The sequence below is a fragment of the Mycolicibacterium insubricum genome (genome assembly GCF_010731615.1).
GTDB classification, from domain to species: domain Bacteria; phylum Actinomycetota; class Actinomycetes; order Mycobacteriales; family Mycobacteriaceae; genus Mycobacterium; species Mycobacterium insubricum.
In genome coordinates this window covers 2,158,920-2,175,059 of sequence record NZ_AP022618.1, presented here as the reverse complement: position 1 = coordinate 2,175,059, position 16,140 = coordinate 2,158,920, and the positions used below count along the sequence as shown (strand labels likewise).

At 69.9% G+C, this 16,140-nt stretch carries 17 protein-coding genes; 4 read left to right on the top strand and 13 right to left on the bottom strand.

Features of this window, described 5'->3' with window-relative positions; translation table 11 throughout:
* Positions 1–27 precede the first annotated feature (27 nt).
* The 4 genes from G6N16_RS10435 to map form a co-directional block, all read right to left on the bottom strand.
* Positions 28–576 (bottom strand): alpha/beta hydrolase, encoded by a 549-nt coding sequence (locus tag G6N16_RS10435; RefSeq protein ID WP_083030855.1) that lies wholly within the window; start codon positions 574–576, stop codon positions 28–30.
* Positions 577–644: 68 nt separating this feature from the next.
* Positions 645–1,355, bottom strand: a complete 711-nt coding sequence (locus G6N16_RS10430) for a hypothetical protein (protein WP_234805840.1) — start codon at positions 1,353–1,355, stop codon at positions 645–647.
* A gap of 9 nt (positions 1,356–1,364) precedes the next feature.
* Complete coding sequence (locus G6N16_RS10425; protein WP_234805841.1) at positions 1,365–2,861, bottom strand: cobyric acid synthase; 1,497 nt, start codon at positions 2,859–2,861, stop codon at positions 1,365–1,367.
* 19 nt (positions 2,862–2,880) lie between these two features.
* Positions 2,881–3,738, bottom strand: coding sequence for a type I methionyl aminopeptidase (map, locus tag G6N16_RS10420; protein ID WP_083030858.1), 858 nt, complete (start codon positions 3,736–3,738; stop codon positions 2,881–2,883).
* A gap of 101 nt (positions 3,739–3,839) precedes the next feature.
* On the opposite strand from map, the gene G6N16_RS10415 reads away from it, so the two are divergent.
* A complete protein-coding gene (locus tag G6N16_RS10415) occupies positions 3,840–4,223 on the top strand; it encodes a PaaI family thioesterase (RefSeq protein ID WP_083030828.1) in 384 nt (127 codons plus the stop codon).
* A 48-nt stretch (positions 4,224–4,271) separates the two neighbouring features.
* On the top strand, positions 4,272–5,345 hold the full coding sequence (locus G6N16_RS10410) for a hypothetical protein (RefSeq protein WP_083030829.1): 1,074 nt from the start codon (positions 4,272–4,274) through the stop codon (positions 5,343–5,345).
* A 36-nt stretch (positions 5,346–5,381) separates the two neighbouring features.
* Here G6N16_RS10410 and G6N16_RS10405 read toward each other — a convergent pair whose 3' ends face one another.
* The 6 genes from G6N16_RS10405 to dxr form a co-directional block, all read right to left on the bottom strand.
* Positions 5,382–5,984, bottom strand: a complete 603-nt coding sequence (locus G6N16_RS10405; RefSeq protein WP_083030831.1) for a DUF1707 SHOCT-like domain-containing protein — start codon at positions 5,982–5,984, stop codon at positions 5,382–5,384.
* 47 nt (positions 5,985–6,031) lie between these two features.
* Positions 6,032–7,849, bottom strand: a complete 1,818-nt coding sequence (locus tag G6N16_RS10400) for a penicillin-binding transpeptidase domain-containing protein (RefSeq protein WP_083030832.1) — start codon at positions 7,847–7,849, stop codon at positions 6,032–6,034.
* 76 nt (positions 7,850–7,925) lie between these two features.
* A complete protein-coding gene (locus G6N16_RS10395; RefSeq protein ID WP_083030834.1) occupies positions 7,926–8,780 on the bottom strand; it encodes a GNAT family N-acetyltransferase in 855 nt (284 codons plus the stop codon).
* Positions 8,781–8,838: 58 nt separating this feature from the next.
* Positions 8,839–9,990 (bottom strand): flavodoxin-dependent (E)-4-hydroxy-3-methylbut-2-enyl-diphosphate synthase, encoded by a 1,152-nt coding sequence (ispG, locus tag G6N16_RS10390; RefSeq protein WP_083030835.1) that lies wholly within the window; start codon positions 9,988–9,990, stop codon positions 8,839–8,841.
* A 33-nt stretch (positions 9,991–10,023) separates the two neighbouring features.
* Positions 10,024–11,247, bottom strand: coding sequence for a M50 family metallopeptidase (locus tag G6N16_RS10385; RefSeq protein ID WP_083030837.1), 1,224 nt, complete (start codon positions 11,245–11,247; stop codon positions 10,024–10,026).
* Positions 11,244–12,410 (bottom strand): 1-deoxy-D-xylulose-5-phosphate reductoisomerase, encoded by a 1,167-nt coding sequence (dxr, locus tag G6N16_RS10380; RefSeq protein ID WP_083030838.1) that lies wholly within the window; start codon positions 12,408–12,410, stop codon positions 11,244–11,246. The genes G6N16_RS10385 and dxr overlap by 4 nt, the downstream gene beginning before the upstream one ends.
* 112 nt (positions 12,411–12,522) lie before the next feature.
* Here dxr and G6N16_RS10375 point away from each other — a divergent pair, with 112 nt between their 5' ends.
* A complete protein-coding gene (locus tag G6N16_RS10375) occupies positions 12,523–13,182 on the top strand; it encodes a TetR/AcrR family transcriptional regulator (RefSeq protein ID WP_110810832.1) in 660 nt (219 codons plus the stop codon).
* A 35-nt stretch (positions 13,183–13,217) separates the two neighbouring features.
* Positions 13,218–13,472: a DUF2631 domain-containing protein gene (locus tag G6N16_RS10370; protein WP_083030840.1), complete on the top strand. Its 255-nt coding sequence runs from the start codon at positions 13,218–13,220 to the stop codon at positions 13,470–13,472.
* A 6-nt stretch (positions 13,473–13,478) separates the two neighbouring features.
* On the opposite strand, the gene rlmN is transcribed toward G6N16_RS10370, so the two are convergent.
* The 3 genes from rlmN to frr all read right to left on the bottom strand — a co-directional run bounded on the left by rlmN (position 13,479) and on the right by frr (position 16,116).
* A complete protein-coding gene (gene rlmN / locus G6N16_RS10365) occupies positions 13,479–14,549 on the bottom strand; it encodes a dual-specificity RNA methyltransferase RlmN (RefSeq protein WP_220096813.1) in 1,071 nt (356 codons plus the stop codon).
* 100 nt (positions 14,550–14,649) lie between these two features.
* Positions 14,650–15,540, bottom strand: coding sequence for a phosphatidate cytidylyltransferase (locus G6N16_RS10360; protein ID WP_083030843.1), 891 nt, complete (start codon positions 15,538–15,540; stop codon positions 14,650–14,652).
* Positions 15,541–15,558: 18 nt separating this feature from the next.
* Positions 15,559–16,116: a ribosome recycling factor gene (gene frr / locus G6N16_RS10355; RefSeq protein WP_083030844.1), complete on the bottom strand. Its 558-nt coding sequence runs from the start codon at positions 16,114–16,116 to the stop codon at positions 15,559–15,561.
* Positions 16,117–16,140 lie beyond the last annotated feature (24 nt).

Below are 16,140 nucleotides of genomic sequence, written 5' to 3'. Positions count from 1 at the left end.
GGCCGGAATCGTCGTGGCCGACGGGCGTCACCAGGTGTTGCTGCGCAGCACGATCTCGGCGGCCAACTGGGCGTTGAGATCGTCGACGTTGCTGCGGTCCAGCAGCGGGACCTGGCGGAAATCGGCGTAGACGTAGCGCTGGCTGGCCCGCGCCTGCGCGCGTGAGGTCCGGGTGCCGAACAGCATGGTGGTGTCGCATTCCACCGGCGGGCAGTCCGAGGACTCGTCGGAGGCCCGCGGGTGCCCGCGGTCGACGGCGACCAGGGCGGTGAACCGGCCGGGCGAGGTGGCGGCGAGTTCCCAGGCGCGTTCCGCCCCGGCGCGATCCCCGAACAGCACCGCCCAGCGCACCCCGACGGCGTCGAGCACCCCCATCACGTGGGATGTCCGCAGGCTTGCGTCGGTGGAGATGACGACGGTGCGCAGCGCCGCGTTGTGCAGCCGCGCGCACAGCGCGGCGTAGGCGTCGCGCGGAGCGGTGACCGCCCCCAGCAGCACCACGTGGTTGCCCCGGTCGGGCCCCGACACGTCGACGGCCATCGGGTGGCCGGCCACGGTGAGGGTCGTCGAAGACATCGCCACACGCTACCCAGCGTGACTGCGCGCGTCCCGGCGTTTCACCGATCCGCACGGCGGTCTGGTGTTCAGACCGCCCGCAGCCGCTCCGACTGCTTGGCGAACACGGTCAAAAACGTCTGTGGCAGTTCGGCCTTGACGTTCACGTTCGGGTTGGGCGTGGGGAAGACCACCCCGAACAACGACAGTGACCCGATGTTGGCGAAGCCCATGTAGACGTCGGCGGCGTCGGAACCCAGCGCCATTGTCTGCTTGTACATCAGCTCCTGCGGGTGGCTGTGCGGCAGCGCGGTGGTGGTCATCGGGATGCCGGCGTCGGCGGCGTCGAAGAGCACGACGAAGTGCTCGCACCGCGACGCGGTCGCCTCCAGTGCGGCCAGATCCAGATGCCAGGACAGCACGGTCATCATGATCCGGGCGCCGTCGTAGATCACCTCGTACTTCTCGGCGCTGCCCGGGCCGCGTTCACCGGAGGCCGCGATGACGTTGGTCAGCCCGTTCGAGCAGCCTTCCGGACGAGTCAGCATGCTCGGCGCGTTGGCCGCGCCACCGGCGGCGTCGGGGGTGTCGTGCAGTCGGTTGAATCCGACACCGGCGGGAAAATCCGCCTTGGTGAGCAGCGCCTTCTGCAGCCGCTCCCCCGGCCAGGTCGCGGTGCCGTCGACCACTCGGGTTGTGGCACCCGAAGCGACCAGCGCGGCCACCACCGCCGCGACGGTCAGGGCTGCCACCAGCACCGGGACGGAGCGGCTCCACTGAACGGGACGCCGCACCAACATGTGCCCAGGTTAATGCAGGACGGTCCGCATCGTCGGGCGAGCCGGTGCGCCGCGGTCGAGCAGGCCCAGGATCGCGTCGAGGTCGGCGTGGGCGGCCAGCAGGTCGGCCATCAGGTCGAGCTGCGCGTCGCGGGCAGCGGGTACGTCGGTGTCGGGGGCGGGGGCGAAGCCGCGGCGGGCCTGCACTGCGACAGCGGCCAACCAGCGCCTCCGCAACTCGTTGTTGTCCAGCAACCCGTGCCAGTGGGTTCCGTACACCGCGCCGGCGGTGATCCCGACGGGCGCCGAGCCGTCCGGGCACCACGGGTCGGCGCGAGTGCGGGTCAGTTGGCCGTGGTGGATCTCGTAGCCCGACAACGGCTCCCGGTGCCTCAGCAGCGTCTTGTCCGCGGCGAACTCGACGTCGGCGTCGAGCAAGCCGAGGCCCGGCACCGCGGCGCGCCCGGATTCCACCGGGTCGTCGATGCGCCGGCACAGCATCTGCAGACCCCCGCAGATGCCCAGCACCGGTCCGCCTTCCCGGGCGTGGTCAACGACGGCGCGGTCCAACTCGCGGGATCGCAACCAGTCCAGGTCGGCGACGGTCGCCTTGGAACCGGGCAGCACGACCAGGTCGGCGTCGGCCAGGTCGGCGACGGTGTCGGCCCAGCGCACCGACACCCCGGGTTCGGCGGCCAGCGCCTCGACGTCGGTGCTGTTGGAGATGCGGGGGAACCGGATGGCGGCGACCCGTAGCCACTCCGCGCCCACCGGCGGTGCTGGGATGCCGACCACGCCGCCGGGGCGCACCGACACCGAGTCCTCGGTATCCAGCCACAGGCCGTCGGCCCAGGGCAGTACACCGTAGGTGGGCCGGCCGGTGCGCTCGGCGAGTTCCCGCAGCCCGGGTGACAGCAGGGTGACGTCCCCGCGGAACTTGTTGACCAGGAAACCGGCGATCAGCGCCTGGTCCTCGGGTTCCAGGATGGCCACCGTGCCGAAGAAGTGGGCCAGCAGACCACCGCGGTCGATGTCGCCGACCAGCAGCACCGGCAGGTCCGCCGCGCGGGCCAGGCCCATATTGGCCAGGTCGGTCGCACGCAGGTTGATCTCCGCCGGCGAGCCCGCGCCCTCGCAGATGACGACGTCATAATCGTTTCGCAGACTTGCCAATTCGTCGGCAACCAGGGACGCCAGTTCGTCCCGGTGGCTGATGTAGTCGCCGGCGCGGACGGTGCCGACGGCCCGGCCGCGGACCACCAGTTGCGAGGCGCGGTCGCTGCCCGGTTTGAGCAGGATCGGGTTGAACCGGACGCTCGGTTCCAGCCCGGCGGCGCGGGCCTGCATGGCCTGGGCCCGGCCGATCTCCCCGCCGTCGAGGGTGACCGCGGAGTTGTTGGACATGTTCTGTGCCTTGAACGGCGCCACTCTCACTTCGCGCCGGGCCAGGATCCGGCACAGACCGGCCACGACCAGGGACTTGCCGGCATCGGAGGTGGTGCCGGCGACCAGCAGCGCGCCGCTCACCGCGCGTCTGCTCGGCTCATCACAGCTGGGTGAGGATCTCGGCGCCGTCGTCGGTGACGACCAGGGTGTGCTCGAACTGGGCGGTCCACCGCTTGTCGCGGGTGGCGACGGTCCAGCCGTCGTCCCAGATCTCATAGTCCAGCGCGCCGAGATTGATCATCGGCTCGATGGTGAAGGTCATCCCGGGCTCGATGATGGTCTCGACCTCAGGCTGGTCGTAGTGCAGGACGACCAGGCCGTTGTGGAAGGTGGTGCCGATTCCGTGCCCGGTGAAGTCACGAACGACGTTGTAGCCGAACCGGTTTGCGTACGCTTCGATGACCCGGCCGACGATGGACAGCGCCCGGCCGGGTTTGACGGCCTTGATCGCCCGCATGGTGGCCTCGTGGGTGCGTTCCACCAGCAGCCGATGTTCCTCGGACACGTCGCCCGCGCAGAAGGTGGCGTTGGTGTCGCCGTGCACGCCGTCGATGTAGGCGGTGACGTCGATGTTGACGATGTCGCCGTCTTGCACCACGGTCGAGTCCGGGATGCCGTGGCAGATGATCTCGTTCAGCGAGGTGCAGCAGGATTTGGGAAAGCCCTTGTAGCCCAGGGTCGACGGGTAGGCGCCGTGGTCGATCATGTAGTCGTGGGCGATCCGGTCCAGCTCATCGGTGGTGATCCCGGGGGCCACGGCCTTGCCGGCCTCGGCCAGCGCGCCGGCGGCGATCCGCCCTGCGACGCGCATCTTCTCGATGACTTCGGGGGTCTGCACCCACGGTTCGGTGCCCTCGTTGACGGTGTCGCGCCACGCGTATTCGGGACGCTCGATCATCCTGGGCACCGCCAAGGTGGCCGAGACCTCGCCGGGTCGCAGGGGGGCACGCACAACCATGGCCACCACGATAGTCCCGGGTCGATGCGGACCGCCGCGCCGGGCGTCCACCGGCGAGAACATCATTCTCAGTAGGCGAGAACACTGATAGCGTGCGACGCATGGCCGAGACCGTGCACCTGCTCGAACAGCTCAACTACCGGACGGTGGTCGACTCCCCCGAGCGGGTGATCATGGAGATCGACAACCGGCCGGACCTGGCGAACACCCGCGGCGCCCTGCAGGGCGGGCTGCTGGCCACCCTGATCGACATCGCCGCCGGCATCCTCTGCGGGCATCACGTCGGCCCCGACCAGAGCGTCACCACCGCAGACCTCAACATCCACTACCTCGCACCGGTCATCGAGGGGCCCGCACGCGCCGAGGCCACCATCGTCCGCGCCGGGCGCCGGCTGATCGTCGCCGCGGTGGACGTGACCGACGTCGGCCGCGACCGACTGGCCGCCCGGTCCACCCTCGGCTTCGCGGTGCTCGACGCCCGGTAGCGAATTTGTGCAGGTAGGCACACATTGAAACCGGTAAGTTCTCGGGATATGCAGCCCGCACAGCCCGGGGATCCGGCCGGCCACCCCGCACAGACCGTCCTCCCCCCGACTCGCACCACCACGCTGTGGGCGGCGATTCTGTGTTTCCTCGCCGCGTTCGGCTCCGCTGTGGGCGCCGTCTGGGCGGTGTACGCGCAGTGGGTCACCGACGAATCGTTCACCGAGGTCAGCGATCACCTGACCACGGCGGCGAGATCGGCGATCGCCTCGATGGACCGGCTGAATACCGTCGTCGGGGTGCTCAACGTGATCCTCGCGGTCTGGTTGCTGGTCGGCGGCATCATGCTGCTGCGCCGCAAACCCGCGGGCCGCATGGTTGTCGCAGCTGCCTGCGCCGTCTCCCTGGTCGGCGCCGTCATCGTCTACATCATCTCCAGCCAGATCTGGAACGACATCGTCGCCGCCATCGGCGAGATCGACGACGTCGAGGTCTGGCGCATCGGCCCCGGCCTGGGCACCGCAATCCGCGCCGCGCTCGGCGCCGCGGTGATCCTCGGTCTGGTGCTGGCGCCGTCGACCAAACGGTGGCTGACCGGCCAGGGACAGCCCGCCGGGCCGGGGTCACCGCTCGCGCCGGGACCCGTCGGGACCCTGGACTCCTCGCAGCCGGCACCGTCGGGCCGCACCGCGATCACCGCGGCGGTAATGAGCCTGCTGAGCAGCGTGCTTTTCCTGGTGGGCACCGTCGCGGGCGTGGACGGCGCCCTCAGCTCGGACGAGAATCCCGCTGCCCGGGTGGTGGCGGGGATCGTCGGCGGGGTGTGCGGCCTGCTGGCCATCGGGCTGATCACCGGCGGGATCCTGCTGCTTCGGCGCCGGTTTGCCGGGGCGATCACCCTCGTCGTCTGCTGGGCGGCCTACATTCTGGTGGCATTCGCCGTGCTCGCCAAAGTGGTGGACAACGACCGGCGCCCGCCCGAAGCGCTGCCGATCCTCATCCCGATCGTGGTGATCACGGTGGCCTGGGCCGTTGCCGTGATCGTCCTGGCGCAGCGGCGGACGGTCCGGCGCTGGTGTGCTGCCCGGGCGGTCACGGCGCCGGCTGTCGCGGCACCCCAGTAGTCCCTCGGCACACCGGGATTCGAACAGCAGCCGGGTTCAGCGCCGCCCGGGCCGCAACGCGGCCGCGCGCTCGCGCAGCGACCGCCGCGGACCGCGGATGTCGATCGAACCGCCGGTCACCTTCCCGCTGAGAATCACGTGCGGACGGCCTTCGGCCGGCGGGTCGGGGCGGTGGTCGTGGGCGCTGCCGACGTTGACCTCGACGTCGTCGAGGGAGGCGCTGGCGCCCTCGGGCAGCCGCAGATCCAGCGAGCCGAACTTCATGTCGAGCTCGATGGACACGATGGACCCGGCGAACCGGGCCCGGGTGAGGTCGAGGCTGATCGAGCCGACCCGGCGGTAGAGCACCAACCGCGTGGGCACGGTCCACTCACCCGAGCGCTTGAGCGAGCCGAGCATCCCGCGCAGCTCCACCCGGTCGGCGGCGGTGGTGACCACCGAGCCCGGACCGGGCAGGTCGCCCACCAGCAGGTCGAGTTCGTCGCGCAGCCGGGCGGTGGCCACCTGCACCGATCGTTCCTCGAACTCGTCGATGTCGATGAGACCCAGCGCGACGGCGTTGTGCAGCCGCCGCAGGGTTCCGTTGCGGTCGGCGTCGGAAATCCGCAGCAACGCGGCCGGATCGTCGGGAAGGGTCATGGCGGATCAAGTTTACTTCGCCCGCGCGGCCGCCCGTGCCGGTGCGATCAGGCCAGGTACCCGTCGGGCAGGCTGTCGAACATCTGCCGGGTCATCCGCACGGCGTATTCCGAACTGCCGCCGCCCACGATCAGCGCGGCAAAGGCCATATCCCCGCGATATCCGGCGAACCAGGCGTGCGAACCACCCTCGAACTCGGCCTCACCGGTCTTTCCGCGGACGTCGCCGTACCCGGCGAGGTCCTTGGCGGTGCCGTTGGTGACCACCATCCGCATCATGGCGCGCAGGCCGTCGAGCATGGTCGGACTGATCGTCTTGGCGTCGCCGGTGACCGCGGTGTTGTGCCCGACGATCAGCCGCGGCACCGGGGTCGCCCCAGCGGCTACCGTCGCGGCGGCCAGCGCCATGCCGAACGGGCTGGCCAGCACCTTGCCCTGGCCGAAGCCGTCCTCGGTGAGCTCGGCCAGATCGACGGTCGGGGGCACCTGGCCGGACACCGTCGGCAGGCCGTCGACCACGTAGTCGCGCCCGATACCGAATATCGCGGCGGTCTGGTTCAGCGCCCGCGGCGGCATCCGGCTGGCCAGTTCGGCGAAGGTGGTGTTGCACGAATTGGCGAACGCCTTGCTCATCGGCACCACGCCGAGATCGAACCGGTCGTAGTTGGGGATGCGGCGGTGGCCGATGTCGATCTCGCCGGGGCAACCCAGCAGTGTGTTCGGGGTCGCCATGTTGCGGTCGATGGCCGCGCCGGCGGTGACGATCTTGAATGTCGACCCCGGCGGGTAGAGGCCCATGGTCGCGGTCGGGCCGTCGGCGTCGGCGGCGCCGTTCTGCGCGACCGCCAGGATGTCGCCGGTGGACGGCTTGATGACCACCAGCATGGCCTTGCGACCCTGGCCGTTGACGGCGTTCTGTGCGGCGTTCTGCACGGCGCGGTCCAGCGTGATCGACACCGAGGGCGCCGGATCGGGCGCCACTTCGTTGAGCACGTCGGTCTCGACGCCGTTCTGGTTGACGCTGACCACCCGCCAGCCGGGGGCTCCGGACAGGTTGTCGCCGACGGACTTTTTGACCTCGCTGACCACCGCCGGGGCGAATCCGGGATCGGTGGGGAACATGTCGGGGATCTTGATCGCCACGATGCCGGGCCGGTTGGCCAGCATCGGGGCGACACGGTCCTCGTCGTCCTTGGACAGCGTCGCCAGCTCCATCGGGGTGGTCGACGAGCTGGCCTGTTCGGCGAGCAGCTGGGGGTCGGTGGGTCCGCCGAGGTCGCGCAGCGCGTCGACGATGGCCCGCGAGGTCGACATCAGCTCGCGCCCGGCGCGGCGGGCGTCGAGCTGGTAGCTGTACCGGTAGCCGGGGACCAGGACGTCGGTGCCGCCGAGTTCGTTGACCGAGGCCCGGCGCGGCTGGTCGGCGCGCAGCTGCAGGCTCTGGTTCTCCCCCAGCCGCGGGTGCAGGTCGGTCGAGGTCCAGCGCACCCCCCACTTGCCCTCGTCGCGCGCCATGTTCAGCTGCCCGTCGTAGGTCCAGGTGCGGTCCTTGGGCAGGTGCCAGGTGAAGCGGTAGCGGACCGTGCCGGTGTCCTCGGTGAACTTCGAGCCCAGGGTGGCGATGTCGAGACGTTCGGCCTGCAGCCCCGTCCAGGAGGCGTTCATGGCGGACCGGGCGTCCTCGGGACGGTCGGTCAGGGCGGCGGCCGCGGTGGTGTCACCGCCGGTCAGCGCGTCGAAGAACTCCTGCGCGGCCGGTTCGGGGCCGTCCGGGCGTGGGGTGCACGCCGATAGGCCCCCGGCCGTCAACAGCAGCGCCGCAGCCGAAGCTGTGACTCGTGTTGCTAATGAGGTCCAAGTAACCATTGAGGTTGATGTTAGAGCCGTTACGTTTGATAACGATTGAGACACACCGGCGGACGGCCGGTTGAGTACGGCGGCCTCAGTCCAGCAGCACCGTCGCGAACGTCCCGACCGGCCGGAAACCGATCCGGGCGTAGGCGGCCCGCGCGATGGTGTTGAAGTCGTTGACGTACAGGCTGGCGATCCGCCCGCCGGCCAGAATCGCCGCGGCCACCGTCGCGGTCCCGGCGCTGCCCAGGCCGCGGCCCCGGCGCTCCGGGTTCACCCACACGCCCTGGATCTGTCCGACCGCCGGCGACTGCGCGCCGACCTCGGCTTTGAACACCACCGCACCGCGCTCGAACCGGGCCCAGGCCCGCCCCGCCGCGATCAGCGCGGCCACCCGGCGCCGGTACGCCCGGCCGCCGTCGCCGATCCGCGGATCGACGCCGACCTCGCCGATGAACATGTCGACCGAGGCCTCCAGGTACGCGTCCAGCTCGGCGATGCGGACCTGGCGCACCAGCGGATCGCCGGCACACTGCGGAGCCGAACTCAGCGCCAGCAGCGGCTGGTTGGCGCGGACGTCACGAGCCGGTCCCCACACCGGCTCCAGCCGCTGCCACATCGGCAGCACCAGATCGACCGGGCCCACCAGAGACGAGCACCGGCGCGGCGAACCCATCGCCTTGTCGGCGAAGGCGCTGATGTCGGAGGCCTTGCCGCGCAACGGAATCAGATTCGGTCCGGAGAAACACAGCGACTCCTCCGGGCGACGACGGGTCCACAGCTCACCACCGATGGCCGCCGGATCGATGCCGTGGTCGGCGACCCGGGCCGCCACCATGCAACTGGCCACCGGGTCTTCGGCGAACACCCGCGCCACCGCGGCCTCGTCGCGGACCACGGCCACCCGTCGCTCATCGACCAAGCGGAAGAACGGCGGGGCCGACATGCGAACTCTTCCTGATGCGCAGGGACGGGGGCGGCGAACCGGGCCCGCGGGGATGGCCTCAGCTTACGGTGACCACCGGCGGACCGCTGGGAGTTCCCTCATCGTCGGCGGCAGCCAGACGCATGGCCTCCTCGATCAGCGTCTCCACGATCTGCGCCTCCGGCACGGTCTTGATGACCTCACCCTTGACGAAGATCTGGCCCTTGCCGTTGCCCGAGGCCACGCCGAGGTCGGCTTCGCGCGCCTCGCCGGGACCGTTGACCACACACCCCATCACCGCCACCCGCAGCGGCACGTCGAGCCCCTCCAGACCGGCGGACACCGCGTTGGCCAGCGTGTAGACGTCGACCTGGGCGCGTCCGCAGGACGGGCAGGACACGATCTCCAGGCCGCGCGGGCGCAGGTTCAGCGATTCCAGGATCTGGTTGCCGACCTTGACCTCTTCGATCGGCGGCGCGGACAGGGACACCCGGATGGTGTCTCCGATGCCGCGGGACAGCAACGCCCCGAACGCGACGGCGGACTTGATGGTGCCCTGGAACGCCGGACCGGCCTCGGTGACACCGAGGTGCAGCGGGTAGTCGCACTGGGCGGCCAGCTGCTGGTAGGCGGAGACCATGATCACCGGGTCGTTGTGCTTGACGCTGATCTTGATTTGGGAGAAGCCGTGCTCCTCGAACAGCGACGCCTCCCACAGTGCGGATTCGACCAGCGCCTCCGGTGTCGCCTTGCCGTACTTCTTGAGCAGCCGGGGGTCCAGCGAGCCGGCGTTGACGCCGATTCGGATCGGTATGCCGGCGGCACCGGCGGCTTGGGCGACCTCCTTGACCCGGCCGTCGAACTCCTTGATGTTGCCCGGGTTCACCCGCACCGCCGCGCACCCGGCGTCGATCGCCGCGAAGATGTACTTCGGCTGGAAGTGGATGTCGGCGATCACCGGCAGGTTGGAGTGCCGGACGATCTCGGCCAGCGCGTCGGCGTCCTCCTGCCGCGGGCAGGCCACCCGCACGATGTCGCAGCCAGCCGCGGTCAGCTCGGCGATCTGCTGCAGCGTGGCGTTGACGTCGTGGGTCTTGGTGGTGCACATGGACTGCACCGAGATCGGGTAGTCGCTGCCGACGCCGACGTCACGCACCATGAGCTGACGGGTCACCCGACGCGGCGCCAGTACCGGTGCCGGGGCACCGGGCATTCCCAACCCGACGTTCATCTGTATCGCTCCTGGGTCATTGGAAATGAAAAGCTATTGGAACAGCCGGACCGGGTTGACGAAGTCGGCGGTGACCGTCAACAGCATGTACCCGACGACGACGATCAGCACCACATACGTCGCCGGCATCAGCTTCATGTAGTTCACCGGCGCCCCGACGGACAGGCCGCGCAGCGACCGGACCATGTTGCGCAGCTTCTCGTAGCAGGCCACCGCGATGTGGCCGCCGTCGAACGGCAGCAGCGGCACCAGGTTGATGGCACCGAGCACGAAGTTCAACTGGGCCAGGAAGAACCAGAACATCAACCACAGACCGTGCTCGACGGTCTCCCCGCCGATCCGCGTCGCACCGACGACACTGATCGGGGTGTCCTGATCCCGCACCCCGCCGGTGATCGAGTGCACCAGCGCACCCACCTTGGTCGGGATCCTGGCCAGGGATTTGCCGATCTCGACCGACAGGTCACCGGTGAAGGACAGCGTGCCCGGCACCGCGGTGAGCGGGTTGTAGTGGTTGAGCCGGTCGCCCTGGTTCGCATCGGTCACGCCGATGGCGCCGACGGTGCTCACCTCGTCGCCGCCCTTGCCGGTGAGCCGCTTGGCCGAGACCACGTCGACCGTGGTGTTGAACTCGGTGCCGTCCCGGCGCACGGTAACCGGGATGGGGCCGTGGGCGCCGCGGACCGCACTCACCAGGTCACCGAAGCCGGCTACCGGGGTGTCGCCGACCTTGACGATGGCGTCACCGGGCCGAATGCCGGCCGCGGCGGCCGGTCCCGGACCGGTGCACGGCGCGTAGCTGTCCGCGCCGGTCTGGTCGGAGACGCAGGCGGTCTCGCCGATCAGCGCCTCCGCCGGCGCGTGCAGATTCGGCAACCCCGCCACCACGGCGATGCCGTAGATCAACAACAGGCCGATCAGAATGTTCATCGCCGGCCCGGCGGCCAGCACCGCAACCCGCTTCCACACCTTCTGCTTGTACATCGCATGCGGCTCGTCCTCCGGCGCGATCTCGTCGGCGGCGGTCATCCCGGCGATATCGCAGAAGCCGCCCAGCGGTATGGCCTTGAGCCCGTACTCGGTCTCACCGAGCTTGTTGGGCCGTTTCGTCGACCACAGCGTCGGCCCGAAACCGACGAAATAACGGCGGACCTTCATGCCGGTGGCGCGCGCCACCCACATGTGGCCGCATTCGTGCAGCGCCACCGACACCAGGATGGCCAGGGCGAACAGCACCACCCCCAGGACGTACATCATCGGGTTGCTGCGACCTCCGGTTCGGTGGCGCCGATCACGGCCTGCGCCTTGTCCCGCGCCCACCGTTGAGCGTCGAGTACGTCTTCCACGGTAGCCGGTTGCGCCGACCAGGCGTCTGCGGCGCCCAGCACCTCGGCGATCGTCGCCACGATCGCCGGAAAGCCGATGCGGCCGGCCAGGAAGGCGGCGGCGGCCTCCTCGTTGGCGGCGTTATAGACCGCGGGCAGGCAGCCCCCGGCCTTGCCGGCGTGCCGGGCCAGTGCGACGGCGGGGAACACCTCCTCGTCCAGCGGTTCGAATTCCCAGGTCGAGGCGAGCGTCCAGTCGCAGGCGGCCGCCGCGCCGGCCACCCGGTGCGGCCAGCCCAGTGCCAGCGCGATCGGCAGTTTCATGTCCGGTGGGCTGGCTTGGGCCAGCGTCGACCCGTCGGTGAAGGTGACCATGGAATGCACGATGGACTGCGGGTGCACGACGACGTCGATGCGGTTGTAGTCGATGCCGAACAGCAGGTGCGTCTCGATGAGTTCGAGGCCCTTGTTGACCAGCGACGCCGAATTCAGTGTGTTCATCGGGCCCATCGACCAGGTCGGATGCGCCCCGGCCTGCTCGGGGGTGACGCTTTCCAGCGCTTCGGCGGTCCAGCCGCGGAACGGGCCGCCGGAGGCCGTCAGCACCAGCCGGGCCACCTCGTCGGCCGTCCCGCCGCGCAGGCACTGGGCCAGCGCGGAGTGTTCGGAGTCCACCGGCACGATCTGGCCGGGCGCGGCAGCCGCGGTGACCAGCGGTCCACCGGCCACCAGCGATTCCTTGTTGGCCAGCGCGAGCCGGGCCCCGGACGCCAACGCCGCCAGCGTGGGATGCAAGCCCAGCGCCCCGACCAGCGCGTTGAGCACCACATCGGCCTCGGTGTCGACGACGAGGCGGGTGGCCGCGTCCGGGCCGGCGTAGCGGGCCCCGACCGTCTCCGCGGCCGCGGCATCGGCCACCGCGATGTTGTCGACGCCGGTGGCATCCCGCTGGGCAGCCAGCAGATCGGCGTTTCCGCCGCCGGCGGCCAGGCCGACGATCTCGAAGACATCCGGGTTGGCGGCGATCACCTCGAGGGCCTGGGTGCCGATCGAGCCGGTGCTGCCCAGGATCAGGACCCGTGTACGCGCACTCACGTCTCCATTGTGCCGTGCCTGTGCTCCAGGACCGGCATCCGTTGGCGCATTTCCGGCCAGTTCGGCCTGGATTGCCACGGTGGGGCGCCCGCTCGTGACAATATCGCTGACCGTGACGACCGCCCGCGCCCGCGCCGCCCACCTCGGGCCCGATCGACGGCGCCCGCAGGTACTCGACACCGCCCTGCAGATCGCCGCCGAGCAGGGTCTGTCCGGGGTGACCATGGGTGCCCTCGCCGCGGGTATGGGCGTGAGCCGGCCGGTCGTGTACGCCTGTTTCGCCGACCGCGCCGAGGTGCTGGCCGCGCTGCTGGAACGGGAACGCGATCTGGCGCTGCAGAACCTGTTCGCCATGTTGCCGCCGGAACGCACCGGCTCCATCGAGCAGATGTTCGTCGACGGGTTCGCCGCGTTGTTGACCGCCGTCGGCCAGCGGCGGCTGTCCTGGAGCCTGATGTACGCCGACGACCCGGATCCCGCCGTCGCGCCGGCCGTGCGGCTCGGCCGGGCGCAGGTGCGCGACCGGATCACCGAGGTCATGTACCCGCTGCTGGAGCGCTGGCAGGTCGGCGACCCGGATCTGGTGAACCCGCTGCTCTCGGATGTGTTCCTGGCGATCTGCGAGACGGCCGTGATGACGTTCCTGACCGACGCCACCCGGGCCACCCCGGCCCAGCAGGCCGACGTGTTCGGCCGGGCCGCCTACCGGGCGCTGCGGGCCGTGCCCCCGCCGCCGACGGCGGATGTGCCAGAATCCGGTGTGTCAGAATGATGTGCCCGCAATCCAGCCCGATCTGAGGAGCAGCTGTGGTCAGCACCGAAGTGGACCGCTACGACGACGTCGACACCGCTGACGTGCCCTCGGCGAAGTGGGGCTGGAGCAAGATCAACTACCGCACCTGGCACATCGCCGGCTTCGCCGCGATCATCCTGCTGGTGCTTTTCTGCCACGGCAACCACGTCGGCCGCGTCGAGGACATCTGGTGCATCAGCTTCGCCGTACTGGGCGCGTTCTTCCTGATTCGCGACATCTGGGGCCGCAGCCGCGGCTGGATCCGCTAACCCCCGCTAACCTTCGGCGGCGAGCTGCCCGCATGCGGCGGCTATCTCGCGGCCCCGGGTGTCCCGGACCGTGCAGGTAACCCCCTGAGCCCGCACTCGGGCGACGAATTCGCGTTCGACGGGCTTGGGGCTGGCATCCCAGCGGCTGCCCGGCGTCGGATTCAGCGGGATGAGATTCACGTGCACCAGCGGGCCGAACGCCGCATGCAGCTTCTTGCCGAGTAGATCCGCGCGCCACGGCTGATCGTTGACGTCCCTGATGAGCGCGTACTCCACCGAGACCCGGCGGCCCGTCGTGCGCGCGTAATACGTTGCGGCATCGAGCACTTCGGTGATATCCCAGCGGTTGTTCACCGGCACCAGGGTGTTGCGCAGCTCGTCGTCGGGTGCGTGCAGCGACAGCGCCAGGGTGACACCGAGTCCCTCGTCGGCCAACCGGCGGATCGCCGGGGCCAGCCCGACCGTGGACACCGTCACCGACCGGGCCGAGATCCCGAAGCCGTTCGGCGGTGCCGCGATGATCCGGCGCAACACCGAGAGAACGCGGTTGTAGTTGGCCAGCGGCTCGCCCATGCCCATGAACACGATGTTGGACAGTCGCTCACCGCGCTCGTCGCGCAGCTCCGACGCGGCGGCGCGCACCTGCTCCAGGATCTCGGCGACCGACAGGTTGCGGTTCAGCCCGCCCTGGCCGGTGGCGCAGAACGGGCAGGCCATGCCGCAGCCCGCCTGAGAGGAGATGCAGACCGTCGCCCGGCCCGCCGAACCGTCGCGACCCGGATAGCGCATCAGCACCGACTCGAAGGTGGTTCCGTCGACGGCACGCCACAACGTCTTGCGGGTCTCCCCCGCATCACATTCGACCTGGCGGGCGGGGGTGAGCAGGGTCGGGAACAGCGCGTCGGCGACCTGCGCGCGGACCGCCGCGGGCAGGTCGGTCATCGCCGCCGGGTCGGCCGTCAGCCGGCCGAAGTACTGGTTGGCCAACTGCTTGGCCCGAAACGCCGGCAGCCCCAGCTCGGTGACCGCGACCACCCGCGCGCCGTCGTCGAGGTCGGCGAAATGCCGCGGCGGCATCGCCCGGCGCGGCGCCTCGAAGACCAGTTCCTGTTTCACCGGGTCCAGTATCGCCTCCCCGGCCCGAACTCGGCGAATCCGGCTCACCCGACTGGCCGGTTCAGCCCCCGGTCAGGACCGCCAGCACGATCCAGCCGGCCGGCATGGCGGGCAGGATGGAATCGATGCGGTCCATGAGTCCGCCGTGCCCGGGCAGCAAGGTGCCCATGTCCTTGATCCCGAGGTCGCGTTTGAATTGGGATTCCACCAGGTCGCCGAGGGTTCCGGTGATGACCAGGAAGATGCCCAGCGGGATGCCGATCCACCACTTCTGGTGCATCAGGAACACCACGGCGAGCACGGCCATGGCCGTGCCGGCGGTCAGCGAGCCGGCGAATCCCTCCCAGGACTTCTTGGGGCTGATCGCCGGGACCATCGGGTGCTTGCCGAACAGCACGCCGGCGGTGTAGCCGCCGATATCGGAGAACACCACCGCCAGCAGGATGGTGAACAGCGCCTTGCGGCCGTCGTCCGGGTAGATCAGCATCACCGCGAACGCGCCGAACAGGGGGATCCAGGCCGCCACCATGAGGGTGACGGCCACGTCGCGCAGGTAGTTCTGCGGCGCGGCGTTCGGGCCCTGGGCCAGCAGCCGCCAGATCAGGCAGACCAGTACCGTGCCGGCGAAGGCGCCGAGTGCACCGGCGGTGTTGGCGCGGTGCTGGTCGGCGGGGTCCAGCGCCGGCCAGGTCAGCCAGATCATCGCCTGCCCGCCGAGCAGCAGCGGGATCAGCGGGATGACGTAGCCGTTCTCCCGCAGCCGTCGCACCACCTCGTGGGTGGCGACGGCGATCGCCGCCGCGACGATGGCCACCCACGCCCAGGTCGGCAGCCAGGCCAGGGAGACGATGATCAGACCGCCGAGCAGTACGCCGACGGCGATCGCCGCGGGTAGGTTCCGGCCGGCGCGAGACTGCTTGGGTGCCGGTTCGCTGGTGTTGGTGGCCGCCATGGCGAGGTCGCTGGGGTGCTAGACCTCCAGCAGCTCGGCTTCCTTGTGCTTGACCAGCTCGTCGATCTGCGCGGTGTAGGTGTGGGTGCTCTTGTCCAGGTCTTTTTCCGCCCGGGCCACGTCGTCCTCGCCCGCCTCGCCGTCCTTCTTGATCCGGTTGAGCTCCTCCATCGCCTTGCGGCGCACGTTGCGCACCGACACCTTGGCGTCCTCGCCCTTGGCCTTGGCCTGCTTGACCAGGTCGCGGCGGCGTTCCTCGGTGAGCTGCGGGACGGACACCCGGATGATGGAACCGTCGTTGGTGGGGTTGACGCCCAGGTCGGAGTTGCGGATCGCATCCTCGATGGGGCGCAGCTGGGAGGCCTCGTAGGGTTTGATGACGACCATCCGGGCCTCCGGCACGTTGATGCTGGACAGCTGGGTGATCGGGGTCATCGACCCGTAGTACTCGATGTTGATGCGGGAGAACATGCCCGGGTTGGCCCGGCCGGTGCGAATCGACGCCAGGTCGTCGCGGGCCACCGAGACCGCCTTTTCCATTTTCTCTTCGGCGTCGAAGAGGGCCTCGTCGATCACTGCTGATTTCTCCCGTCGGTTCTG